The 23,119-nt window shown below is 61.1% G+C and carries 21 protein-coding genes; 10 read left to right on the top strand and 11 right to left on the bottom strand.

Going from position 1 to position 23,119, the window contains the following annotated elements:
* Nucleotides 1-77: 77 nt before the first annotated feature.
* The 9 genes from LVD08_RS24130 (at nt 78) to pcaC (ending at nt 8,333) form a co-directional block, all read left to right on the top strand.
* Nucleotides 78-935, top strand: a complete 858-nt coding sequence (locus tag LVD08_RS24130; RefSeq protein WP_003222404.1) for a CoA transferase subunit A — start codon at nt 78-80, stop codon at nt 933-935.
* On the top strand, nt 935-1,714 hold the full coding sequence (locus LVD08_RS24125; RefSeq protein ID WP_027614392.1) for a CoA-transferase subunit beta: 780 nt from the start codon (nt 935-937) through the stop codon (nt 1,712-1,714). Before LVD08_RS24130 ends, LVD08_RS24125 begins: the two co-directional genes overlap by 1 nt.
* The gene (pcaF, locus tag LVD08_RS24120) at nt 1,711-2,916 is read left to right on the top strand and encodes a 3-oxoadipyl-CoA thiolase (RefSeq protein ID WP_247269435.1); all 1,206 of its coding nucleotides are present in this window, start codon (nt 1,711-1,713) and stop codon (nt 2,914-2,916) included. Before LVD08_RS24125 ends, pcaF begins: the two co-directional genes overlap by 4 nt.
* Before the next feature lie 37 nt (nt 2,917-2,953).
* On the top strand, nt 2,954-3,658 hold the full coding sequence (gene pcaH, locus LVD08_RS24115; protein WP_027614394.1) for a protocatechuate 3,4-dioxygenase subunit beta: 705 nt from the start codon (nt 2,954-2,956) through the stop codon (nt 3,656-3,658).
* Between the two features lies 1 nt (nt 3,659).
* Complete coding sequence (gene pcaG, locus LVD08_RS24110) at nt 3,660-4,226, top strand: protocatechuate 3,4-dioxygenase subunit alpha (protein WP_007963164.1); 567 nt, start codon at nt 3,660-3,662, stop codon at nt 4,224-4,226.
* 193 nt (nt 4,227-4,419) lie between these two features.
* The gene (locus tag LVD08_RS24105; protein WP_247269434.1) at nt 4,420-5,715 is read left to right on the top strand and encodes an MFS family transporter; all 1,296 of its coding nucleotides are present in this window, start codon (nt 4,420-4,422) and stop codon (nt 5,713-5,715) included.
* Nucleotides 5,716-5,761: 46 nt separating this feature from the next.
* On the top strand, nt 5,762-7,126 hold the full coding sequence (locus tag LVD08_RS24100) for a 3-carboxy-cis,cis-muconate cycloisomerase (protein ID WP_247269433.1): 1,365 nt from the start codon (nt 5,762-5,764) through the stop codon (nt 7,124-7,126).
* A 12-nt stretch (nt 7,127-7,138) separates the two neighbouring features.
* A complete protein-coding gene (gene pcaD / locus LVD08_RS24095; protein WP_103369029.1) occupies nt 7,139-7,930 on the top strand; it encodes a 3-oxoadipate enol-lactonase in 792 nt (263 codons plus the stop codon).
* Nucleotides 7,931-7,940: 10 nt separating this feature from the next.
* Entirely contained in the window at nt 7,941-8,333 is a 393-nt protein-coding gene (gene pcaC / locus LVD08_RS24090; protein WP_027614399.1) for a 4-carboxymuconolactone decarboxylase, read from the top strand.
* 236 nt (nt 8,334-8,569) lie between these two features.
* Here the strand turns inward: pcaC and LVD08_RS24085 are convergent, their stop codons facing one another.
* The 7 genes from LVD08_RS24085 to emhA all read right to left on the bottom strand — a co-directional run bounded on the left by LVD08_RS24085 (nt 8,570) and on the right by emhA (nt 18,606).
* A complete protein-coding gene (locus LVD08_RS24085) occupies nt 8,570-9,388 on the bottom strand; it encodes a methyltransferase domain-containing protein (RefSeq protein ID WP_247269432.1) in 819 nt (272 codons plus the stop codon).
* 21 nt (nt 9,389-9,409) lie between these two features.
* On the bottom strand, nt 9,410-9,766 hold the full coding sequence (locus LVD08_RS24080; protein WP_247269431.1) for a hypothetical protein: 357 nt from the start codon (nt 9,764-9,766) through the stop codon (nt 9,410-9,412).
* Between the two features lie 26 nt (nt 9,767-9,792).
* The gene (locus LVD08_RS24075; RefSeq protein ID WP_247269430.1) at nt 9,793-10,983 is read right to left on the bottom strand and encodes an NAD(P)/FAD-dependent oxidoreductase; all 1,191 of its coding nucleotides are present in this window, start codon (nt 10,981-10,983) and stop codon (nt 9,793-9,795) included.
* 188 nt (nt 10,984-11,171) lie between these two features.
* On the bottom strand, nt 11,172-12,431 hold the full coding sequence (locus tag LVD08_RS24070) for an OprD family porin (protein ID WP_247269429.1): 1,260 nt from the start codon (nt 12,429-12,431) through the stop codon (nt 11,172-11,174).
* A gap of 410 nt (nt 12,432-12,841) precedes the next feature.
* On the bottom strand, nt 12,842-14,302 hold the full coding sequence (emhC, locus tag LVD08_RS24065) for an efflux RND transporter outer membrane subunit EmhC (RefSeq protein ID WP_027614404.1): 1,461 nt from the start codon (nt 14,300-14,302) through the stop codon (nt 12,842-12,844).
* Complete coding sequence (gene emhB, locus LVD08_RS24060; RefSeq protein WP_027614405.1) at nt 14,299-17,448, bottom strand: efflux RND transporter permease subunit EmhB; 3,150 nt, start codon at nt 17,446-17,448, stop codon at nt 14,299-14,301. The genes emhC and emhB overlap by 4 nt, the downstream gene beginning before the upstream one ends.
* Before the next feature lie 3 nt (nt 17,449-17,451).
* Nucleotides 17,452-18,606, bottom strand: coding sequence for an efflux RND transporter periplasmic adaptor subunit EmhA (gene emhA, locus LVD08_RS24055; protein ID WP_027614406.1), 1,155 nt, complete (start codon nt 18,604-18,606; stop codon nt 17,452-17,454).
* Between the two features lie 267 nt (nt 18,607-18,873).
* Here emhA and emhR point away from each other — a divergent pair, with 267 nt between their 5' ends.
* Nucleotides 18,874-19,506 carry an efflux system transcriptional repressor EmhR gene (emhR, locus tag LVD08_RS24050; RefSeq protein WP_027614407.1) on the top strand — a complete coding sequence of 211 codons (633 nt, stop codon included), beginning with the start codon at nt 18,874-18,876 and terminating at the stop codon, nt 19,504-19,506.
* Between the two features lie 365 nt (nt 19,507-19,871).
* Here emhR and LVD08_RS24045 read toward each other — a convergent pair whose 3' ends face one another.
* The 4 genes from LVD08_RS24045 to LVD08_RS24030 all read right to left on the bottom strand — a co-directional run bounded on the left by LVD08_RS24045 (nt 19,872) and on the right by LVD08_RS24030 (nt 23,053).
* Nucleotides 19,872-20,321, bottom strand: a complete 450-nt coding sequence (locus tag LVD08_RS24045) for a hypothetical protein (RefSeq protein WP_247269428.1) — start codon at nt 20,319-20,321, stop codon at nt 19,872-19,874.
* A gap of 159 nt (nt 20,322-20,480) precedes the next feature.
* Nucleotides 20,481-21,530, bottom strand: a complete 1,050-nt coding sequence (locus LVD08_RS24040) for an alkene reductase (protein ID WP_247269427.1) — start codon at nt 21,528-21,530, stop codon at nt 20,481-20,483.
* Nucleotides 21,531-21,560: 30 nt separating this feature from the next.
* Nucleotides 21,561-22,727 carry an MFS transporter gene (locus LVD08_RS24035; protein WP_003222434.1) on the bottom strand — a complete coding sequence of 389 codons (1,167 nt, stop codon included), beginning with the start codon at nt 22,725-22,727 and terminating at the stop codon, nt 21,561-21,563.
* A 5-nt stretch (nt 22,728-22,732) separates the two neighbouring features.
* Entirely contained in the window at nt 22,733-23,053 is a 321-nt protein-coding gene (locus LVD08_RS24030; RefSeq protein ID WP_003222436.1) for an ArsR/SmtB family transcription factor, read from the bottom strand.
* Nucleotides 23,054-23,119: the final 66 nt, after the last annotated feature.

Below are 23,119 nucleotides of genomic sequence, written 5' to 3'. Positions count from 1 at the left end.
AATCTTCAGTGACTCCGGCGCTGAACCTCGCGCCTTTTTATCACTGGCGATTCACTACAAAAACGGGAGCCTGCTCCATGGCTGAGATCCTTTCGCTGCACGACGCGGTGAAGCAATTCGTCAACGACGGCGACACCGTCGCGCTCGAAGGCTTCACTCACCTGATTCCGACAGCCGCAGGTCATGAAATCATTCGGCAGGGCAAGAAAGATCTGACCCTGGTGCGGATGACGCCTGACCTGATCTACGACCAACTGATCGGTGCCGGTTGTGCACGCAAGCTGATCTTTTCCTGGGGCGGCAATCCGGGTGTGGGTTCGCTGCACCGTCTGCGCGATGCGGTCGAGAAGCAGTGGCCGCATGCCCTGGAAATCGAAGAGCACAGCCACGCCGACCTGGCCAACGCCTACGTCGCCGGCGCTTCCGGCCTGCCGTTCGCCGTGCTGCGGGCCTACGCCGGTTCCGACCTGCCGAAGGTCAACCCGCTGATCAAGTCCGTGACCTGCCCGTTCACCGGTGAAGTGCTGGCGGCCGTGCCGTCGGTGCGTCCGGACGTCACCGTGATCCACGCGCAGAAAGCCGACCGTCAGGGCAACGTGCTGCTGTGGGGCATTCTCGGCGTGCAGAAAGAAGCGGCACTGGCGGCCAAGCGCTGCATCGTCACCGTCGAGGAAATCGTCGACAACCTCAACGCCCCGATGAACGCTTGCGTGCTGCCGACCTGGGCCTTGAGCGCGGTCTGCCACGTACCCGGCGGCGCGCATCCATCCTACGCCCACGGTTACACCGAGCGTGACAATCGCTTCTATCAGGCGTGGGATCCGATCGCCCGCGACCGTGAGACGTTTACCGCGTGGATCAACGAATACATCCATGGCTGCGCTGACTTCAGCGAGTTTCAGGCCAAGTTGGCCGCTGCTTCGGAGGCCAAGTAATGACTTACACCACCAATGAAATGATGACCGTCGCGGCGGCCCGTCGCCTGAAGAACGGCTCGGTGTGCTTCGTCGGCATCGGCCTGCCGTCGAAAGCCGCCAACCTTGCGCGCCTGACTTCGTCGCCGGACGTGGTGCTGATCTACGAATCGGGTCCGATTGGCGCCAAGCCGAGCGTGCTGCCGCTGTCGATCGGTGATGGTGAACTGGCGGAAACCGCCGACACCGTCGTGCCGACCGGTGAGATTTTTCGCTACTGGCTGCAAGGCGGGCGCATCGACGTCGGTTTTCTCGGCGCGGCGCAGGTCGACCGTTTCGGCAACATCAACACCACTGTGGTCGGCGATTACCACGCGCCGAAAGTACGTTTGCCGGGTGCCGGTGGCGCGCCGGAGATCGCCGGTTCGGCGAAGAGCGTGTTGATCATCCTCAAGCAGTCGGCGCGTTCGTTCGTCGACAAGCTCGACTTCATTACCTCGGTCGGTCATGGCGAGGGCGGCGATTCGCGCAAGCGTCTGGGCCTGCCGGGTGCTGGCCCGGTCGGGATCATTACCGACCTGTGCATCATGGAACCGGAGCAGGGCACCCACGAATTCGTGGTCACCGCCCTGCATCCAGGCGTGACCCGCGAGCAAGTGGTCGCCGCCACCGGTTGGGCGATCCGCTTTGCCGACAACGTTGAAACCACGGCGGCACCGACCGAGGTCGAACTCACTGCACTGCGCGATCTCGAAGCGCGCACCGCCGCCGCCCACGGTCAGGCACCGGGAGAAGCATGATGCGTGACGTGTATATCTGCGACGCGATTCGTACCCCCATCGGCCGTTTTGGCGGCGGTTTGTCCGCCGTCCGTGCCGATGACCTGGCCGCCGTGCCGATCAAGGCGCTGATGGAACGCAATCCTTCGGTGGACTGGAACGCGATCGACGAAGTGTTCCTCGGCTGCGCCAACCAGGCTGGTGAAGACAACCGCAACGTGGCGCGCATGGCGCTGCTGCTGGCGGGTCTGCCGGACAGCGTGCCGGGCGTGACCCTCAACCGTCTCTGCGCTTCGGGCATGGACGCGATCGGCACTGCTTTCCGTGCGATTGCCAGCGGCGAGATGGAGCTGGCGATTGCCGGCGGCGTCGAGTCGATGTCCCGCGCGCCGTTCGTGATGGGCAAGGCGGACGCAGCGTTCTCGCGCAACATGAAACTGGAAGACACCACCATTGGCTGGCGTTTCATCAACCCGCTGATGAAAGCCCAGTACGGCGTCGATGCGATGCCGCAAACCGCCGACAACGTCGCCGACGACTATAAAGTGTCGCGTGCCGATCAGGACGCTTTCGCCCTGCGCAGTCAGCAACGCACGGCTGCTGCACAAGCGGCGGGCTATTTCGCCGAGGAGATCGTCGAAGTACGGATCGCCCACAAGAAGGGCGAAATCGTGGTCAGCCAGGACGAGCATCCACGCGCCGACACCACGCTTGAAGCGCTGACCAAACTCAAACCGGTCAACGGCCCGGACAAGACTGTCACCGCCGGCAACGCGTCCGGGGTCAACGACGGTGCTGCCGCGCTGATTCTCGCGTCGGCGGAAGCGGTGAAAAAACACGGCCTGACAGCACGGGCCAAAGTGCTGGGTATGGCCAGCGCCGGTGTTGCACCTAGGGTGATGGGCATCGGCCCGGTGCCGGCGGTGCGCAAACTGATCGAGCGTCTCGGCGTGGCGGTCAGCGATTTCGATGTGATCGAACTCAACGAAGCCTTCGCCAGCCAAGGCCTGGCGGTGCTGCGTGAGTTGGGTCTGGCGGACGATGCGCCGCAGGTCAACCCGAACGGTGGCGCTATTGCTTTGGGCCACCCGTTGGGCATGAGCGGGGCGCGACTGGTGCTGACGGCGCTGCATCAGCTGGAAAAGACCGGCGGCAAGAAAGGTCTGGCGACCATGTGCGTCGGCGTCGGGCAGGGTCTGGCCCTGGCCATCGAACGCGTCTGACGCAGCGCGTCGACTGATAAGAACTGAGGAAAGCGAAATGACTGACAAGCCTGGCTACCGTCGTCCGCAGGAAGGCACCCAGCCTGAATACCTGCACCCGACGTATCAATCCACCAACCTGCGCTCGCCGTCCAAGCCGTTGGTGTTTCTGCCGCATTCGTTGTCGGAGATCACCGGCCCGACCATCGGTGCCGAACGCGTCGCCGAGAAAGACAACGACCTGACCGCGCAGCACGACGGCGAGCCGTTGGGCGAGCGCATCATCATTCACGGCCGTGTGCTCGACGAAAACGGTTTGCCGGTGCCGGGGATTCTGGTGGAGATCTGGCAGGCCAACGCCGCCGGTCGCTACAACCACAAGCGCGACCTGCACGACGCACCGCTGGACCCGAACTTCACCGGCACCGGCCGCACCGTGACCGACGCCGATGGCTGGTATCAGTTCCAGACCATCAAGCCCGGCGCCTATCCGTGGGGTAACCACCACAACGCGTGGCGCCCGGCGCACATCCATTTCTCGCTGTTCGGGCCGAGCATCCTCACCCGTCTGGTGACGCAGATGTATTTCCCCGGCGACCCGCTGCTGGCCTACGACCCGATCTACAACTGCGTGCCGGACACCTCCGCCAAGGAGCGTCTGATCGCCGCTTTCGATCTGGAAAAAACCATTCCGTCCTACGCCCTCGGCTATCGCTGGGACATCGTCTTGCGCGGCCGCGACGCCACGCCGATGGAGAAATAAGATGACGCTGACTGCCACCACGTCCCACACCGTCGGGCCGTACTACCACATCGGCCTGACCTGGCTGAACCGCGAAAACCTCACCGTCGAACAAACCCTCGGCGAGCGCGTGGCGATCACCGGCCAAGTCGTTGACGGCAACGGCGATGTGGTCAACGACGCGATGCTCGAAGTCTGGCAGGCCAACGCCGCAGGCAAGTACGCGCATCCGGAAGACGAGCAGGACAAACCGCTGGACCCGCATTTCGAAGGTTTTGGCCGGGTGCCGGTGGACGCCGAAGGGCGCTTCCGTTTCACCACGATCAAACCGGGCACGGTTGAAGGCCTGAAGGGCTCGACCCAGGCGCCGCATCTGGTGGTGCTGGTGTTTGCCCGTGGTCTGGTCAAGCACTTGCTGACGCGGATCTACTTCGAAGGCGACCCGGCGAACGTCAATGATCCGCTGCTCGAATGTGTGCCGGCGGAGCGTCGCGGGACGTTGCTGGCGAAGCCGGATGCGGCGGGGGTTTATCAGTGGAATGTGATTTTGCAGGGCACTGAGGCGGAGACGGTGTTCTTCGATTATTGAAGTACACCCCAAAACCTTGTAGGAGTGAGCCTGCTCGCGATAGCGGTGGATCAGACGAATAAGGGCTGAATGACAAACCGCAATCGCGAGCAGGCTCACTCCTACAAGGGAACTGTGTTGCAGATGAAACTGTGGAACGGGACTGTTGCGAAGTGTGTCTAGACTCTCACCTGTCCCTTCAGAGTAAAAAACAATGACAACTACCACCGCTCATTACACCGGCGAGGAGCGCAGCAAGCGCATCTTCGCCATTGTCGGTGCCTCGTCCGGCAACCTCGTCGAATGGTTCGACTTCTACGTCTACGCCTTCTGCGCGATCTATTTCGCCCCGGCGTTTTTCCCCTCCGACAACCCCACGGTGCAACTGGTCAACACGGCCGGGGTGTTCGCTGCCGGGTTTCTGATGCGCCCGATTGGCGGCTGGATTTTCGGGCGGCTGGCGGACAAGAAGGGCCGCAAGACCTCGATGATGATTTCGGTGCTGATGATGTGCTTCGGCTCCCTGCTCATCGCCTGTCTGCCGACTTACGCCAGCATCGGCGTCTGGGCTCCGCTGCTGTTGCTGTTCGCGCGGCTGTTGCAAGGCCTGTCGGTGGGTGGCGAATATGGCACCACCGCCACCTACATGAGTGAAGTCGCGCTCAAGGGCCAGCGCGGCTTTTTTGCCTCGTTCCAGTACGTGACGCTGATTGGCGGGCAACTGCTGGCGGTGTCGCTGGTGGTGATCCTGCAACAGTTCCTCAGTGAAGATGAACTGCGTGCTTACGGTTGGCGGATTCCGTTTGTGGTCGGTGCGGTGGCGGCGGTGATTTCGCTGTTCCTGCGTCGCTCCCTGAAAGAAACCACCAGCAAGGAAATGCGCGAGAACAAGGACGCCGGCAGCATCCGCGCGCTGTTCCGTGATCACAAAGCCGCGTTCATCACCGTGCTCGGTTACACCGCCGGTGGCTCGCTGATTTTCTACACCTTCACCACGTACATGCAGAAGTACCTGGTGAACACCGCCGGCATGCACGCCAAGACCGCCAGCTACATCATGACCGGCGCGCTGTTCCTGTACATGTGCATGCAGCCGCTGTTCGGCATGCTCGCCGACAAGATCGGCCGACGTAATTCGATGCTCTGGTTCGGCGCGCTCGGCACGCTGTTCACCGTGCCGATCCTGTTGAGTCTGAAAAGCATCAGCAGCCCGGTGCTGGCCTTCGTGCTGATCACCGTGGCGCTGGCGATTGTCAGTTTCTACACCTCGATCAGCGGCCTGGTGAAAGCCGAAATGTTCCCGCCGGAAGTCCGCGCCCTCGGCGTCGGTCTGGCCTACGCGGTGGCCAACGCGATCTTCGGCGGTTCGGCGGAATACGTGGCCCTGAGCCTGAAAGCCGGGGGCATGGAAAACGCGTTCTACTGGTACGTCACGGTGATGATGGCGGTGGCGTTCCTGTTCAGCCTGCGCCTGCCGAAACAGGCGGCGTACTTGCACCACGATCTGTAAACCGATGTGCGCGGGCCGCATTGGCCCGCGCCGGCAAGGACTGTTTATGACTCAGCGACCGGGCAATCAATTGTTCGATGCCTACTTCACGGCCCGCGACATGCGCGAGGTGTTCTGCGATCAGGGCCGGGTGCAGGCCATGCTCGATTTCGAAGCGGCGCTGGCCCGGGCCGAGGCGCGGGTCGGGGTGATTCCGGCGTCTGCCGTGGCGCCGATTGCCGCCGCTTGCAATGCCGGTCTGTATGACTTCGCGGCGCTGGGCGAGGCGATTGCCACGGCCGGCAACTCGGCGATTCCACTGGTCAAGGCGTTGGGCAAGCAGATCGCCGCAAGCAGTGCCGAGGCCGAGCGCTATGTGCATCTGGGCGCCACCAGTCAGGACGTGATGGATTCCGGGCTGGTCCTGCAATTGCGGCAGGCGCTGGAGCTGATTGAAAGCGATCTGGCAGCGCTGGCCGATTCGCTCGCCACCCAAGCGCAGCGGCATGCGGCGACGCCATTGGCCGGGCGCACCTGGCTGCAGCACGCCACGCCCGTCACCCTCGGGATGAAGATTGCCGGTTGGCTCGGCGCGGTAACCCGCAGCCGTCAGCGTCTGCGCGAACTCAAGCCGCGGCTGCTGGTGCTGCAATTCGGCGGTGCTTCCGGCACCCTCGCGGCGCTCGGCGAGCAAGCATTGCCGATCGCTCAGGCGCTGGCCGAAGAGCTGCAACTGACTTTGCCTGAGCAACCGTGGCACACCCAGCGGGATCGCATCGTCGAGTTCGGCGCGGTGCTCGGTTTGATCGCCGGCAGCCTCGGCAAACTCGGGCGCGACGTCAGTCTGTTGATGCAGACCGAAGCGGCGGAAGTGTTCGAGCCGTCGGCGCCGGGCAAGGGCGGTTCGTCGACCATGCCGCACAAGCGCAATCCGGTCGGCGCGGCGGTGTTGATCGGCGCGGCGACGCGGGTGCCAGGGCTGGTTTCGACGCTGTTCAGCGCCATGCCTCAGGAGCATGAACGCAGCCTCGGGCTGTGGCATGCCGAATGGGAAACCCTGCCGGAGATATGCTGCCTGGTGTCCGGTGCGCTGCATCAAGCGCGCTTGCTGGCCGATGGTCTGGAGGTCGATGCCGAGCGCATGGCGCGCAACCTCGAATTGACCCAAGGGCTGGTTCTGGCCGAAGCGGTGAGCATCGTCCTCGCGCAGCGGGTCGGCCGCGACACCGCGCATCACCTGCTCGAACAATGTTGCAAACGCGCGGTGGCCGAACAGCGCCACCTGCGTGCGGTACTCGGCGACGTGCCGCAAGTGACCGCCGAACTGAGCAGCACCGAACTCGATCATCTGCTCGACCCCGCGCATTACCTCGGCCAGGCGCAAGCCTGGGTCGAGCGCGCAGTGGCCGAACACAACGCATTGTCTGTCTGAAAGGAGAGGGCTGTGGCTTTCGTTCAACTCGCCGATGGCGAACTGCATTACGTTATTGAAGGCCCGGTCGATGCGCCGGTGCTGGTGCTGTCCAACTCGCTGGGCACCGACCTGCACATGTGGGACGCGCAGATGCCGGCATTCACCGAGCATTTCCGGGTGCTGCGTTTCGACACCCGTGGTCACGGCCAGTCGCTGGTGACGCCGGGGCCTTACAGCATCGAGCAACTGGGCCGCGACGTGCTGAGTCTGCTGGATGCGCTGCACATCGAGCGTGCGCATTTCTGCGGACTGTCGATGGGTGGCTTGATCGGCCAGTGGCTGGGGATCAATGCCGGTCATCGTCTGCACAAGTTGATCGTGTGCAACACCGCCGCGAAGATCGGTGATCCATCGGTGTGGAACCCGCGCATCGAAACCGTGCTGCGTGATGGCCCGGCAGCGATGGTCGCACTGCGTGATGCGTCGATTGCCCGGTGGTTTACCCCGGATTTTTCCGCGGCCAATCCGGCCGCGGCGAAGAAGATCACCGACATGCTCGCGGCGACTTCGCCTGAAGGTTATGCGGCTAATTGCGCGGCAGTGCGCGATGCCGATTTCCGTGAGCAACTGGCCTCGATCAACCTGCCGTTGTTGGTGATCGCGGGTACCGAAGATGCGGTGACGCCACCGTCTGGCGGGCATTTCATTCAAGAGCATGTGCGCGGCGCCGAGTACGCCGAGTTCTATGCCGCGCACCTGTCCAACGTGCAGGCCGGTGCCGCTTTCAGTGATCGTGTGTTGGCGTTTCTGAACGCTCAGTGAGGAAGTTTTTGTGGACGAGAAACAACGTTACGACGAAGGCCTGCAAGTCCGCCGCGCGGTATTGGGCGATGCTCACGTCGACCGCAGCCTGAATGCGCTGACCGAGTTCAACTCGGAATTCCAGGAGATGATCACGCGTCACGCCTGGGGCGACATCTGGACCCGCCCGGGCCTGCCACGGCACACGCGCAGCCTGATCACCATCGCCATGCTGATCGGGATGAACCGCGAGGCCGAGCTGAAATTGCATCTGCGTGCGGCGGCCAACAACGGTGTGAGCAGGAGCGAGATCAAGGAAGTGATCATGCAGAGCGCGATTTATTGCGGGATCCCGGCGGCGAATGCCACGTTTCATCTGGCGGAGTCGGTGTGGGATGAGCTGGGAGTCGAATCCCGGGAGTGATGGTGCCTGAACTGACGCCTTCGCGAGCAAGCCCGCTCCCACATTTAGAATGCATTTCCCTGTGGGAGCGGGCTTGCTCGCGAAAGCGGCAGACGCCGTGATGCATCAATCAGCACAGGTACTCAAACGCTGGCGACAATGAAAATCCACTCCCACATTGGGAATGCATTTCCCTGTGGGAGCGGGCTTGCTCGCGAAAGCGGCAGGCGCCGTGATGCATCAATCAGCACAGGCACTCAGATCCTGGCGACAATGAAAATCCGCTTGAACGGAAACAGCGTCTGCCCGTTTTTCTCCGGCGGGTAATGTTTATGCACCCGCATCAGGAAGCGATAGATAAACCGCGCCTGTTCCTGAGACGTCAGCGTCTGCATCACCGGCCGCAGCGCCGAGACCTTCACCCAGTCGTACACCGGCGATTTGCCGCCAACCACCTGCAATTGCTCGGTTTCCCAGATCTCCAGCGACGTGGTCAGCGGCGCCAGCACGCGGTAATAGTCCTCCAGTGTCAACAATGACCGCGCAGCCATGCACTGGCGCAGTTGCGGTGTGCCGATGGGGGTGTGTCCCGGTCCCGCGTCGTCGAGGGTGTCGAGCATCAATCGATACCACAAGGCCTCGCGCCAGTCCGGCATGTGCACCGCCAGACAGCCGCCCGGGCGCAGATACCCCAGCAGGCGCGGCAGCAGGTGTTGATGATCGCCAATGAAATGCAGCACCGCCGCCGCGAGCAGCAGATCGGCCGGTTGTTCGGGTTGCCAGTCGAGCAGGTCGCACTCTTGCCATTGGGCGTTGATCGGCAGGCACCGGGCCTGATCAAGCATCTGCCGCGAGCTGTCGACACCCAGCAACTGCGCACGCGGCCAGCGCTCGGCCAGCAGTTGAGTGGCGATGCCGGTGCCGCAGCCCAGGTCATAAATTCGTCTGGGGTCGTGCAGATCGATACGGTCGAGCAATTCGTTGACCGGGCGTTGCCTGAGACGGGAAAACTGCTGGTACGCCTTGGCGTCCCAGTGGGTGCAGGCGTTCCCTGCCGTTTCGAGTTTGGCGCTCATGAGGAGGTCCTCTCTGGCGGATTACAGTTGTCGTCCAATGACGTTGAGGGTTTTCAGGACAACGGCCACGCCTTTGCGTGTGTCCTGTTCATTCAGCAGTTTGAGCAACGCCAGAGTCCCCGGCGCCGCTGACTGTGCCGATACTTCGGCTTTGGCTACGCGCACTGCATTACTGACTGTCCAGGTGGCGGCTGTGCTGCTCTCGAACAATTGCGCGAGTTTTTCCACCATGGCCGCGTCGAGCAGATCGGCAATATCGGAAACCAGGGAAAGCAGGTCGACAATATTCTCCAGGCGTCCGCCATCGATTAACGGCTGCAGTTTCGCCATCAGTGCAGTGAACCCGGGCGTGGCTGACATTTCCTTGGGCATGTTCATGAGCAATCACTCCTCCCTGTGCAGGGTCAAAGCATTCCCCGGGCCACCGCCCAGTAAAGACCGCGATTGAAACCGTTTCTGAGCAGACCGCCCAATTTGGTCGGGGGTGTCGGCAATACATCGTGGGCGTAGTCGTACCACAGTGGCATCCCGGCATTCAGGCCCATTTGGGCTACCGCCTGTACCCGCCCGTCGTATACCGAGTTGGGTGCGCCAAGACGGATCTGGGCCGTGATGTTGTTGGCGATCACCGGCGCCTGGTTATGACAGGCGCCGCCGGCCTTGCTGACCGGCAGGTCGACGGTGTCGCCGATCACGTAGACATTCTCCAGACCGTAGACCTGCAGCGTTTCGTGATTGGTCGGGAGCCATCCTTCATCATTGGCGGCGTGTGAGATGCCGCACCCACGCACCAGCTCGACGGCCTGGATGGGTGGAGTAGCCATCAGAATGTCGAAGGGTTGCGCATCGCCCTCGATTGAGTAGGCGATTTTTGCATCAGGATCCACATGGCTCAGGGTGAAGCCGCGCTGAAATTGAATGTTTTTCCGGGCAAAAATGCTCGGCAGAATTTCACCCGTGGGACGCTGCAAGAACAGACAATTGCGCAATAGCTGGGCAACCGTCGGGTAGGTGTAGATGATTTCCACTTGCTCGCGAACACCCCGGCGACGCAATAAATCATCCAGCATCAATGTCGTTTCCACGGGCGCGATTCCGCATTGGTGCGGTACGTTCGGTGTCTGCGGGAAGGACACGGTAATGAAAATCCGGCCTTTTTCGATGCTGTTCAGGCGTTGCGCCAGCTGCCGGGCAGGAAGGTATTGATAGAAGTGGTCGCCGGCTTCTTGCAGACCCGCGATGCGTTCCGGCGCCGGCACGCAGCCGGTGGCGATCACCAGAAAATCATAGTCGAAGCGCTTGCCGGTACGGGTGCGCAATTGCTGCCCGGGAAAGTCGAAACGGGTGACTTCTTCAACGTGGAAACTGATTTCCGGGCGCAACAATGAGCGTTCCGGACGTTTGAGTTCTTCTTCGAAGAACTGGCTGAACGCCACGTACATGAACGCAGGTTTGTAGTAATGATCGGGAGAACTGGACAGCAATGTAATCGAGACGTCGCCGCGTAGAACTTCGGGATACAGCTTGCCGACCAGTTGATTGGCCAGCATGGTTCCACCTACACCGCCACCGACGATAACTATTCGCTTGCTCATACCTGACCTCCGTGGCCAAGGCAGCTTCGCGTACAGCATCCGGAGATAACGGAAGAAAACTAAGGGCTCCTACAGCAGGCTGGAGAATTTACACACTCTGTTGACTGTATCTGCGCCTCGACAAATCGCCAGTCCGGGCTGACCAGTGGTTGATGCCGGCGCCGCTTGTGCAGCGCCGGCGTGCGGGTTCAGAGCAGGCTGATCGGATAGCTGATGATCAGACGGTTTTCGTCGAACTCGTTGTTGCTGAAATCGCGGCGCATGGTCGAGTTGCGCCAGCGCACGTTGAGGTCGCGCAGGGCGCCGCTCTGCACGGTGTAGCCCAGTTCCGATTCGCGGCCCCATTCCTTGCCGTCGGTGATGGTTCCGGTGTGCACGTTGTCGCCGCTGATGTAGCGGTTCATCAGGGTCAGGCCGGGGATGCCCAGGGCGGCGAAGTTGTAGTCGTGGCGCACCTGCCAGGAGCGTTCCTGAGCGTTGTCGTAGCTTGCGTTGTAACTGTCGTTGGCCAGGGTGCCGCCGCTGGTGCCGTTGACGCGCATCCAGGCGCTGTCGCCGGTAAGTTTCTGCAGGCCGACGTAGAAGGTGTTGCCGCCGTAGCGGGCCGAGAACATCCCCGACCAGGTCTTGTTGTCGAGTTCGCCGGCGCGGGCGCTGCCGTCGTCCTTGCCGTAGAAAAAGCCGAGGTTGGCGCCCAGCGTCCAGTCGCCGAGTGGCTGGCTGTGAATCAGATTGACGTATTGCTGGCTGTAGATGTCCTTGAGTTCGGCGTTCCACAGACCGATCTGTGTGCGTTTTTCGTTGAACTGGTATTCGCCGCCCTGAAAGTTGAAGCGATCAGAGGTGAACGCCGCTTTGCCGGTCATCGACATGTCGCTCATGCTGCTGTCGTCGCGCGGGCTGTTGGCGCGGAACTGCCCGCCATACAGGGTCAGCCCGTTGATTTCCTTCGAAGTGATCTGCCCGCCACGGAAGGTTTGCGGCAGCGAACGGCCGTCGTCCGAACGCAGGATCGGCAGCACCGGCATCCATTCGCCGACCTTGATTTCGGTCTGCGACAGCTTGGCCTTGAACGCGACGTTGGTGCGACCGAAGTTGTCCGCCGGCCGTCCGTCGTGATCCAGCGGCAGCAGTTGCGTGCCACCGGTGCCTTTGCCGCCATCGAGTTTCACCGAGTACAGGCCGAGCACGTCCATGCCGAAGCCAACGGTGCCTTGGGTGAAGCCGGATTTGGCGTCGAGGATGAAGTTCTGCGTCCACTCTTCAGCCTTGCCCTGAGCCTTGGTCGGGTTGGTGAAGTTGCGGTTGATGTAGAAGTTGCGCAGGTTGAGGTTGACCTTGGCACCTTCGACGAAACCGGCTTCTTCGGCTGCGGCGGGGAGGGCGACGCCGGTCAGGGCCAGGGCGATCAGGCCGGGGAGTGCGTACGGCGCAGTGGGATGAGTCATCGCAGGGTCTCTTGTTATTTTTTTAGGTCGAACAGAGCCGTTGCCGCCATTTCGGGGCGGGCACGAGCTTGCAGAATCAGGGATGAAGCGGCGGCGATCAGCCGGACGGGACAGGGCGCGGGAGCATGGTATCGAACCTGTTGTTATTGGTTTTGTGGAGCGAATGGTGCGGGGGGCGGATGTTTTGATTCAATTGGTAAAAGCGGGTTCTGGGCGATTATCGAACGCAAGATTGAGCCGGGTTTTGTGGTGGTCGATAAGGCGCTATCGCGAGCAGGCTCACTCCTACAATTGGAATGCGTTCCCCTGTAGGAGTGAGCCTGCTCGCGATAGCGCCATTCCAGACAACACATTTGTTTCAGGCAACAAAAAGCCCGCCAAATGGCGGGCTCCTTGTGTTCACCGGATGATCAGAACAGCTTCATCTTCGGTGCTTCTTCTTTCAGCGGTTCGTTCTGCGCGGTCTGCGCATTCCAGCCACCACCCAGGGCCTTGTACAGGTTGACCGCACTGGTCAGCTGCGCGAGGCGGTCGGTGATCAGTGCCTGTTGCGCGCTGAACAACTGACGCTGAGCGTCGAGGAAGGTCAGGTTGCTGTCGACACCGATGCGGTAACGACGCTCGGCCAGGCGGTAGTAATCCTGGTTGGCCGCGACGAAGTCACGCTGCGCTTGCAGCTGCTCGGTGTAGGTCTGGCGCGCGGCAAGGCCGTCGGCGACTTCCTGGAAGGCGGTTTGAATCGACTTCTCGTAGTTCGCCACGCCAATGTCCTTCTGGATCTTGGCGTAGTCGAGGCTGGCGCGCAGGCTGCCGGCGTTGAAGATCGGCAGGTTGATCTGCGGCTGGAACAGCCAGGTTCCCGAACCACCCTTGAACAGACCGGACAGGTCCGGGCTCAGGCTGCCCGCGTTGGCGGTCAGGCTGATGCTCGGGAAGAACGCTGCACGGGCGGCGCCGATGTTGGCGTTGGCCGCTTTCAGGTTGTACTCGGCCTGGAGGATGTCCGGACGACGCTGCAGCAGATCCGAAGGCAGACCGGCCGGTACGTCGCTGAGCAGGTCATCCGACAGCGGTTTGGCCGCTTGCAGATTGGCCGGGATGCCGGTGCCGAGCAGCAGGGTCAGGCTGTTTTCGTCCTGAGCCACCTGACGGGTGTACTTGGCCAATTGCGCCCGGGCGTTTTCCACCGAGGTGCGCGACTGCGCCAGGTCCAGCGCCGAAGCCACACCGACTTCGTTGCTGCGGCTGGTCAGCTTGTAGCTTTCTTCAAAGGCACCGAGGGTGTCTTGCGTCAGCTTGAGCAGTTCCTTGTCGGCCTGCCAGGTCATGTAGGCGTTGGCCACACTGGCCACCAGACTGATCTGCGTGCTGCGGCGCGCTTCTTCGGTGGCGAAATATTGTTGCAGCGCTTGTTCGCTCAGGCTGCGCACCCGACCGAACAGGTCGAGTTCGTAGGCGCTGATGCCGACGGTCGCGGTGTAGGAACTGCTGATGTTCGCTTCACCGGTCTGCGAGGCACGGGCCGGAACCCGCTGACGGCTGCCGCTGGCATTGGCCGAAACCGCCGGGAACAGGTCAGCACGCTGGATGCGGTACTGCGCAGCGTAGGCATCGATGTTCAGCGCCGCGACACGCAGGTCGCGGTTGTTTTCCAGTGATACCTGGATCAGCTGTTGCAGGGCCGGGTCATGGAAAAACTGCTTCCAGCCCTGCTCGGCAGCGGCTTGCGCCGGCGCCTGGGCCGGCGAGTACGCCGGGCCCTGCGGGTACTGGCCCGCGACCGGTGCTTCAGGCTGCTGATAATCGGGGATCAGCGAGCAACCGCTCAGCACGAAGGCGGCGACTGCGATGGAGAGTAGCGACTTGCTCATTGGCCAGCCTCTTTAGGAGTTTCAGTCGTCTCGTCCGGGTCGGCGATTTTACGCTGGCCGATGGACGAAACCGTGACGAAGAACAGTGGGACCCAGAAAATCGCCAGGATCGTGGCCGTGAGCATACCGCCAATCACGCCAGTACCGATCGCGTGCTGGCTGCCCGAACCGGCACCGGTGGAGATCGCCAACGGTACTACACCGAGGACGAACGCCAGCGAGGTCATGATGATCGGTCGCAGACGCATGCGGCACGCTTCGATCGCCGCATCGCGCAGACTGCGCCCTTGTTCATGCAGCTCTTTGGCGAACTCGACGATCAGAATGGCGTTTTTAGCCGCAAGACCGATGGTCGTCAACAGGCCCACCTGGAAGTACACGTCGTTGGACAGCCCGCGCAGGCTGGTGGCCATCAACGCCCCGATGATCCCCAGCGGTACCACGAGCATGACCGCGATCGGAATCGACCAGCTTTCATACAGCGCCGCCAGACACAGGAACACCATCAGCAGCGACAGGGCGTACAGCGCTGGCGCCTGCGAGCCCGACAGACGTTCCTCGTAGGACAGACCGGTCCAGGAGATACCGACACCGGCCGGCAGCTTCTTGGCAATCGCTTCGACTTCGGCCATCGCTTCACCGGTGGAGTAACCCGGCGCCGGAGAACCGAGCACTTCCATCGCTTCGACGCCGTTGTAACGGGCCAGTTTCGGCGAACCGTAGATCCACTCGCCCTTGGCGAACGCGGAGAACGGCACCATGGTCCCGGCGCTGTTGCGCACGTACCACTTTTTCAGGTCTTCAGGGCTCATGCGCGCACCGGCCTGACCTTGCACGTAAACCTTCTTCACCCGACCACGGTCGATGAAGTCGTTGACGTAGCTACTACCGAAGGAGATCGACAGGGTGCTGTTGATGTCGGAGAGGCTCAGACCCAGGGCCTGGGCTTTCTCATCGTCGATTTCCAGATGGTATTGCGGCTCGTCGTTCAGACCGTTCGGACGTACCTGGTAGAGCACCTTGCTCTGCGCGGCCATGCCGAGGAACTGGTTGCGGGCTTCCATCAGTTTTTCGTGACCGATACCGGCGCGGTCCTGCAGGAACACGTCGAAACCGGTGGCGTTACCCAATTCCAGTACCGCAGGCGGGGCGAACGCAAACACCATCGCATCGCGGAAACTGAAGAAGTGTTGCTGCGCACGCTGTGCCAAGGCAAACACGCTGTTGCCCGAATCACGCTCGTGCCACGGCTTGAGCATGATGAACGCCAGACCCGAGCTCTGACCACGACCGGCAAAGTTGAAGCCGTTCACGGTAAACACCGAGGACACCGCACCCGCCTCTTTATCCAGCAGGTAGGTACGCATCTCGTCGATCACGACTTGAGTACGTTCGGCACTGGAACCGGCCGGGGTTTGCACCTGGGCGAACAGTACGCCCTGGTCTTCTTCCGGCAGGAACGCGGTTGGAATGCGGGTGAACAGCCAGATCATGCCGACGACGATCAGCAGGTACGCCAGCAGGTACGGGGCTTTGCGCGACAACATGTTGCCGACACCGCGCTCGTAACTCCTGACACCGCGATCAAAATTGCGGTTGAACCAGCCGAAGAAACCTTTTTTCGGCGTGCCGTGGTCACCCTTGGCAATCGGCTTGAGCATGGTTGCGCAGAGCGCCGGGGTGAAGATCAGTGCAACCATTACCGACAGGGCCATGGCCGAGACGATGGTGATCGAGAACTGCTTGTAGATCACACCGGTGGAACCGCTGAAGAACGCCATCGGCAACAGTACCGCCGACAGCACCAGGGCGATACCGACCAGGGCGCCCTGGATCTGGCCCATGGACTTCTTGGTCGCTTCCTTCGGTGACAGGCCTTCTTCGGCCATCACCCGCTCGACGTTTTCCACCACGACGATGGCGTCGTCCACCAGCAAGCCGATGGCCAGCACCATACCGAACATGGTCAGGGTGTTGATGCTGAAACCGGCGGCGGCGAGGATGCCGAACGTACCAAGCAATACCACCGGCACGGTCATCGTGGTGATGACGGTGGCGCGGAAGTTCTGCAGGAACAGGAACATCACCAGGAACACCAGCACGATCGCTTCGACCAGGGTTTCAACCACACCCTTGATCGACTCGGTCACGACCGGAGTGGTGTCATACGGGAACACCACTTCCATGCCTTGCGGGAAGAACGGCTTGAGGTCGTCAATCGTCTTGCGCAGCGCTTTGGCGGTGTCGAGGGCGTTGGCGCCGTTGGCCAGTTTTACCGCCAGACCGGACGCCGGGCTGCCGTTGAACTGCGCAGAAATGCTCGAGTTTTCACCACCCAGACCGACGTCGGCCACGTCGCCGACACGGACCTGGGAGCCGTCCTGATTGACCTTAAGCAGGATCGCCTTGAACTGCTCGGCAGTCTGCAGACGGGTCTTGCCGATGATCGTGGCGTTCAGTTGCTGACCTGGCAGCGCCGGCAAACCGCCGAGCTGACCGGAAGACACCTGGACGTTCTGCGCCGAAATCGCGGCGCTGACATCCGACGGCGTCAGGTTGTACTTGTTCAGCTTGGCCGGATCGAGCCAGATGCGCATCGCGTACTGGGCACCGAAGACCTGGAAGTCACCGACACCGGCGGTCCGCGAGATCGGGTCCTGCATGTTCGACACGATGTAGTTGGACAGGTCGTCCTTGGTCATGCTGCCGTCACGCGACACCACGCCGATCACCAGCAGGAAGTTCTTCACTGCCTTGGTCACGCGGATACCCTGTTGCTGCACTTCCTGTGGCAGCAGCGGGGTGGCCAGGTTCAGCTTGTTCTGGACCTGAACCTGCGCGGTGTCAGAGTTGGTGCCTTGCTCGAAGGTCGCGGTGATGGTCATGCTGCCGTCGGAGTTACTTTCCGAGGACACATAACGCAGGTTGTCGATACCGTTGAGCTGCTGCTCGATCACCTGGACCACGGTGTCCTGCACGGTTTGCGCCGAAGCGCCCGGGTAGGTCACGGAGATCGCGATGGCCGGCGGTGCAATGCTCGGGTACTGGTTGATTGGCAATTTCAGGATCGATAGTGCCCCGACCAACATGATCACCAGGGCAATTACCCAGGCGAAAATCGGACGGTCGATAAAAAATTTCGACATGAGTTACTCCCCTTTGCCGCCAGCGGCTTTGTCAGCTGCTTGAGCGGGGGCCGGGTTCTTGGCTACGTTGGTCGCTTCGGTCGGGTTGACCTGAGCACCTGGGCGAACGTATTGCAGGCCTTCGGTGATCAGACGATCGCCGGCTTTCAGGCCATCTTCGATCAGCCACTGGCTGCCAACGGTACGGCTGGCCTTGAGCTGACGCAGTTCAACCTTGTTGTCCGGGCCGACGACCAGTGCGGTCGGAGTGCCCTTGAGATCACGGGTCACGCCTTGTTGCGGCGCCAGAATGGCCGCGGCGTTGACCCCGGCCTGCAACTGGGCGCGGACGAACATGCCGGGCAACAGGGTGTGATCCGGGTTCGGGAACACGGCGCGCAGGGTCACGGAACCGGTAGTCGGATCAACCGATACTTCGGAGAATTCCAGCTTGCCGTCGAGCTTGTACTGGCTGCCGTCCTCAAGGGTCAGCTTGACCGCTGCCGAGTTGTCACCGGCTTTCTGCAGGCGACCGCTTTCCAGCTCGCGGCGCAGTTCCAGCAGCTCAACCGAGGACTGGGTAACGTCGACGTAGATCGGGTCCAGTTGCTGGATCGTCGCCATCGCGTCGGCCTGACCATTGCTGACCAGTGCGCCTTCGGTCACCGAAGAACGGCCGATACGGCCGGAGATCGGCGCGTAAACCTTGGTGTATTTCACGTTGATCTGCGCACTCTGCAACGACGCTTCCGATTCCATGCGATTGGCGACGGCGGTGTCGTATTCCTGGCGGCTCACGGCCTGCTCGTCGACCAGTTGCTTGTAGCGGTCGGAGATCGACTTGGTCGAACGCAGGTTGGCTTCGGCGCTTTTCAGGGTCGCTTCATAGACTGCCGGATCGATCTGATACAGCTGCTGGCCGGCTTTGACGTCGCCGCCTTCCTTGAACAGACGTTTGAGAATGATGCCGTTGACCTGTGGTCGAACTTCAGCGATGCGGTACGCACTGGTGCGCCCCGGCAGTTCCGACGTGAGGGTGAACGCTTGTGGTTGCAGGGTGACTACGCCGACCTGAGGAGGCGGAGCGGCTGGGGCCGCTTCTTCCTTTTTACATCCGCTGAGCAGCGATGCCAGGGCGACGGCAGTGACCAGAGCGGTAACAGCTGGCTTGAATTGCATGAAGATCCTCGGGTCAGGCGCGCACATTGCGCACAAGAAGTGTGAAAGGGTAAAAAAATCGGGTCGAGTGGATAAGTAGCTTGCTAAGGAATATACTTACGTTCATGGTTGTTTGTAAATAGCTTGGCGTCGTACCCACCCTGTTACAAAATGCGTCGCAAGGTTTGAAATTGTAGGCCGGGGAGCCGATTCGTGAGAGATCAGCCCCCTCTTTATTCAGCGGATATTCAGCCATCCCTGAAACATCCTGTTTGAGGTTTTACTGCCATGGTCCGTCGTACCAAAGAGGAAGCTCAGGAAACGCGCAGCCAGATTCTCGAAGCGGCCGAGAAAGCGTTTTATGAAAGGGGTGTGGCCCGCACGACCCTGGCGGATATCGCGACGATGGCCGGCGTGACGCGCGGTGCCATCTATTGGCATTTCAGCAACAAGGCCGATCTGGTGCAGGCGATGCTCGACAGCCTGCATGAACCGCTGGATGAATTGGCCAAGGCCAGCGAGAGCGAGGACGAACTCGACCCGTTGGGGTGCATGCGCAAGCTGTTGATCCATCTGTTTCATCAGGTAGCCCTGGATCCGAAGACCCGTCGCATCAACGAGATTCTGTTTCATAAGTGCGAATTCACCGATGAAATGTGCGATCTGCGCCAGCAGCGCCGCACGGCCAGTCTCGATTGCAACCTGCGCATCGGTCTGACCCTGCGTAATGCGGTCAATCGCGGCCAGTTGCCGGAAGATCTCGACACTGCCCGGGCGGCCATCAGCATTCATGCGTATATCGATGGCCTCCTGTATGGATGGCTGTTGGCGCCGGACAGCTTTCAATTGCATGCCGAAGCCGAGCGCTGGGTCGATACAGGGCTTGATATGCTGCGCCTGAGCCCTAGCCTGCGTAAATGAAACAAAATGCGTAATTGAATCTGTTCGTGTCAAGACTTGAAGCGGGGAAATGTCCCTGCTTCAAGTCTTTTTGTAATGGAGTGCTTTTATATACGTACGTTGGCCAGGTTGATAGGTAGCGAGCTACGTATTTTGTAGGGGTTTTGTGTCGACTGTGTGAATGAATGTTAACGACTCGGGCTAAAAGGGCGCCGAGCAGCCGATACGCACCAACCGATCCGTTTCGTTTCCGGGTTCCCTTTGCCCGATCCTCACCACCAGGCTGCGTTACTTCCGATGGGCTTGAGCCACGGCCTTTAGTTTGCTCGCGCCTCTATAATGTCAGCGTTGTCCGTACCGCTACTGCATGAGCAGGTAACTCTCTATCAGGCCGATGGCGTCATGAATGCGATCATCTTATAGCTGTAAGGGTAAACCGGGTTTTCATTTTCCAATGCCGCGCCGCAGGTGATGGGTTCGGCGCCAACAGAGAACGCGTTGGTATCCCAGAAAAGTTCGACTTTTGGAGCTCGGTGCCCCGCCATTTGTCGGTAGCAATAACTGAGCGTAGTGTCGAATTGTACTTTCTGTTTGTAGTTGGTGTAGCAGACGTAAGTGCTGAATACCTCCTTTTTGATATCGTAATCAATAACGATGTCCTGCTTCAGATGAGGATCTCCTTCAAACATCATAAAGACGGTCTGGTAGGGGAGGATCTTGTCGATACGCGTCAAGGGTGGGTGCTTTGCAGAGGCATCGTCAAGCCAGAAAGTAGAATCCGTGGCATTGGTGATTTGCAGAAGGAATGTAAGTTTGTTTGGATCTATATCATTCATTTTTATATAACCTTGCTTGATTAAGTTGGTGGGTTGTAATTGATGAGTTGCTGGGCGGAGCTTAGGTTTATATTGTTCTGATGGCGAATCTTTAAATGTATGAAAATAAAAAAAGCCCCGCCTCTTTCGAGGCGGGGCTTACTTGTTAGTTGTTGTTGTTTACAGCGTTGGATAATCGATATAACCGACCGGGCCTTTCGCGTAGAACAACTCGGGACGTGCGTCGTTCAGCGGTGCGTCGGCCTTCAGGCGTGCCGGCAGATCCGGGTTGGCAATGAACGGTACGCCGAACGCTACCGCGTCAGCCTTGCCTTCAGCCAGCCACGCATTGGCGCTGTCCTTGGTGAAGCGTTCGTTGGCGATGTACGCGCCGCCGAAAGCTTCTTTCAGCTGTGGGCCGAGGCTGTCGGCGCCTTCTTTCTCGCGGGAGCAGATGAAGGCGATGCCGCGCTTGCCCAGCTCGCGAGCCACATAAGTGAAAGTCTCGGCCAGATTGTCGTCGCCCATGTCATGGGAATCGGCGCGGGGTGCCAAGTGCACGCCGACACGGCCGGCGCCCCAGACGTCGATCGCTGCGTCAGTCACTTCCAGCAGGAGGCGCGCACGGTTTTCCAGGGAGCCACCGTAGTTGTCGGTGCGCTGGTTGGTGCTGCTTTGCAGGAACTGGTCGAGCAGGTAGCCGTTGGCGCCGTGGATTTCCACGCCGTCGAAACCGGCGGCTTTGGCGTTTTCGGCACCGGTGCGGTAGGCCTCGACGATCTCGGCGATTTCAGCGGTTTCCAGAGCTCGCGGGGTCGGATAGTCGGCCAATGGACGCACCAGGCTGACGTGACCTTTAGGCTGGATGGCGCTCGGCGCGACCGGGGTTTCGCCGTTGAGGTACGACGGATGCGAGATGCGGCCGACGTGCCACAGTTGCAGGACGATCTTGCCGCCGGCAGCGTGCACGGCTTTGGTCACGTTGGTCCAGCCGCGAACCTGGTCGTTGGACCAGATGCCCGGGGTGTCCGGGTAGCCGACGCCCATCGGCGTCACCGAAGTCGCTTCGGAGAGGATCAGACCGGCGGAGGCGCGTTGCACGTAGTACTCGGCCATCAGCGCGTTCGGCACGCGGCCTTCGTCGGCGCGGCAGCGGGTCAGCGGAGCCATGATGATGCGGTTGGACAGCTCGAGGTCGCCCAGTTTGATCGGATCGAAAATAGTTACCATGTGTACAACCCTCGTCAGTGAAGTGGTTAATCAGTGGGTAGCGGGGGCCAGACCGGCGTCGCCGTTCTGACGGAAAGTGATCAGGGTCACCAGCAGCGCGAGAACGGCCAGCGCGGCGGCGGCCAGGGGCACGCTGGTCAGGCCGAAACCGTGGGCGATGACGCTGCCACCGACCCAGGCGCCCAGAGCGTTGCCGATGTTGAAAGCGCCGATGTTCAGGGTCGACACCAGGTTCGGTGCGGCCTTGCCGAAGGTCACCACGTTGACTTGCAGCGCCGGGACGGCGGCAAACGAAGCGGTGGCCCAGAGGAACAGGGTGATCTCCGTCGGGATCAGCGCAACGCTGGTCCAGCTCAGCACGGTGGAAACCACCGCCATCGCCACGAACACGCCGATCAGGGTCGCGCCGAGACGCTTGTCCGCCAGCTTGCCGCCGATGATGTTGCCCACCGTCAGACCGAGGCCGATCAGCAGCAGGGTCCAGGTCACGCCTTTTGGCGAGACACCGGTGACATCACCGAGCAGCGGCGCGACATAGGTGAAGAGGGTGAACATCGACGCGGCGAACAGCGCGGTCATGCTCAGCGAGAGCCAGATGCCGGCGCCTTTGAGGGCGGCGAGTTCGGCGCGCATGTCGAGTTTTTCCTCGTCACGTTTGGCCGGCAGGAAGCGGATCAGACCGATCAGCGCCACTACACCAATCACGGTCACCGCCCAGAAGGTCGAGCGCCAGCCGGCTTCCTGGCCCAGCGCCGTGCCCAGCGGTACACCGAGCACGTTGGCCAGGGTCAGGCCGGTGAACATCAGCGCCACGGCCGACGCCCGTTTGTTCGGCGCCACCAGCCCGGCCGCTACCACAGAGCCGATACCGAAAAACGCACCGTGGCACAGCGCCGTGACGACACGGGCAAACATCAGCACGTTGTAGTCACTGGCGATGGCACACAGCAGGTTACCGACGATGAAAATGCCCATCAGCGCTACCAGTGCGGCCTTGCGCGGCAGTCTGGCAGTGGCCAGTGCCATGAACGGCGCACCGATGGCCACGCCCAGGGCGTAACCGGTCACCAGCCAGCCGGCGCCGGGAATCGACACACCGAGGTCGGCCGCCACATCGGGCAGCAGGCCCATGATGACGAACTCGGTGGTGCCGATGGCGAAGGCGCTCAAGGCCAGAATGAGTAGCGAGAGGGGCATTTGAATCAATTCCTTGTGGGAGCGCTGAGCTCTTTGACGATGGCGTCGAGGAACGCCTGGATCACGTCCTCGTTGCGTTTGAAGAAGTGCCACTGGCCGGCTTTCTGGCTGCTGATCAGACCTGCGCGTTGCAGGGTCGCCAGATGGGCGGAGACGGTCGACTGCGACAGGCCGCAGCGTTGATCGATCTGCCCGGCGCAGATGCCGTACTCGTGGTTGTGTATCTGCTCAGGAAACTGGGCTTTGGGGTCTTTCAGCCAGATGAGAATGTCTCGCCGTACTGGGTGTGCCAGGGCTTTTATTATTTCGTCGAGGTCGAGGTTCATGGCTTTATGCTCGTGATGTGTAGCGCTATATCGCGATGAGGCGAACTTTAAATCGGTATTTCGCGA

It is taken from the genome of Pseudomonas sp. YL2 (genome assembly GCF_023063025.1).
GTDB lineage: Bacteria > Pseudomonadota > Gammaproteobacteria > Pseudomonadales > Pseudomonadaceae > Aquipseudomonas > Aquipseudomonas putida_A.
The sequence above is the reverse complement of the archived record's forward strand: the minus strand, read 5'-3'. Positions and strand labels throughout refer to the sequence as shown.

Bases quoted from the DNA above. Each gene is read 5' to 3' on its own strand.
- emhA (WP_027614406.1), bottom strand. From the start codon at position 18,606: ATGCAATTCAAGCCAGCTGTTACCGCTCTGGTCACTGCCGTCGCCCTG.
- LVD08_RS24035 (WP_003222434.1), bottom strand. From the start codon at position 22,727: ATGCCCCTCTCGCTACTCATTCTGGCCTTGAGCGCCTTCGCCATCGGC.
- LVD08_RS24080 (WP_247269431.1), bottom strand. From the start codon at position 9,766: ATGAACATGCCCAAGGAAATGTCAGCCACGCCCGGGTTCACTGCACTG.
- LVD08_RS24030 (WP_003222436.1), bottom strand. From the start codon at position 23,053: ATGAACCTCGACCTCGACGAAATAATAAAAGCCCTGGCACACCCAGTA.
- LVD08_RS24105 (WP_247269434.1), top strand. From the start codon at position 4,420: ATGACAACTACCACCGCTCATTACACCGGCGAGGAGCGCAGCAAGCGC.
- LVD08_RS24085 (WP_247269432.1), bottom strand. From the start codon at position 9,388: ATGAGCGCCAAACTCGAAACGGCAGGGAACGCCTGCACCCACTGGGAC.
- pcaH (WP_027614394.1), top strand. From the start codon at position 2,954: ATGACTGACAAGCCTGGCTACCGTCGTCCGCAGGAAGGCACCCAGCCT.
- pcaG (WP_007963164.1), top strand. From the start codon at position 3,660: ATGACGCTGACTGCCACCACGTCCCACACCGTCGGGCCGTACTACCAC.
- LVD08_RS24075 (WP_247269430.1), bottom strand. From the start codon at position 10,983: ATGAGCAAGCGAATAGTTATCGTCGGTGGCGGTGTAGGTGGAACCATG.
- LVD08_RS24040 (WP_247269427.1), bottom strand. From the start codon at position 21,530: ATGGTAACTATTTTCGATCCGATCAAACTGGGCGACCTCGAGCTGTCC.
- LVD08_RS24100 (WP_247269433.1), top strand. From the start codon at position 5,762: ATGACTCAGCGACCGGGCAATCAATTGTTCGATGCCTACTTCACGGCC.
- LVD08_RS24130 (WP_003222404.1), top strand. From the start codon at position 78: ATGGCTGAGATCCTTTCGCTGCACGACGCGGTGAAGCAATTCGTCAAC.
- emhC (WP_027614404.1), bottom strand. From the start codon at position 14,302: ATGAGCAAGTCGCTACTCTCCATCGCAGTCGCCGCCTTCGTGCTGAGC.
- emhB (WP_027614405.1), bottom strand. From the start codon at position 17,448: ATGTCGAAATTTTTTATCGACCGTCCGATTTTCGCCTGGGTAATTGCC.
- emhR (WP_027614407.1), top strand. From the start codon at position 18,874: ATGGTCCGTCGTACCAAAGAGGAAGCTCAGGAAACGCGCAGCCAGATT.
- LVD08_RS24070 (WP_247269429.1), bottom strand. From the start codon at position 12,431: ATGACTCATCCCACTGCGCCGTACGCACTCCCCGGCCTGATCGCCCTG.
- pcaF (WP_247269435.1), top strand. From the start codon at position 1,711: ATGATGCGTGACGTGTATATCTGCGACGCGATTCGTACCCCCATCGGC.
- LVD08_RS24045 (WP_247269428.1), bottom strand. From the start codon at position 20,321: ATGAATGATATAGATCCAAACAAACTTACATTCCTTCTGCAAATCACC.
- LVD08_RS24125 (WP_027614392.1), top strand. From the start codon at position 935: ATGACTTACACCACCAATGAAATGATGACCGTCGCGGCGGCCCGTCGC.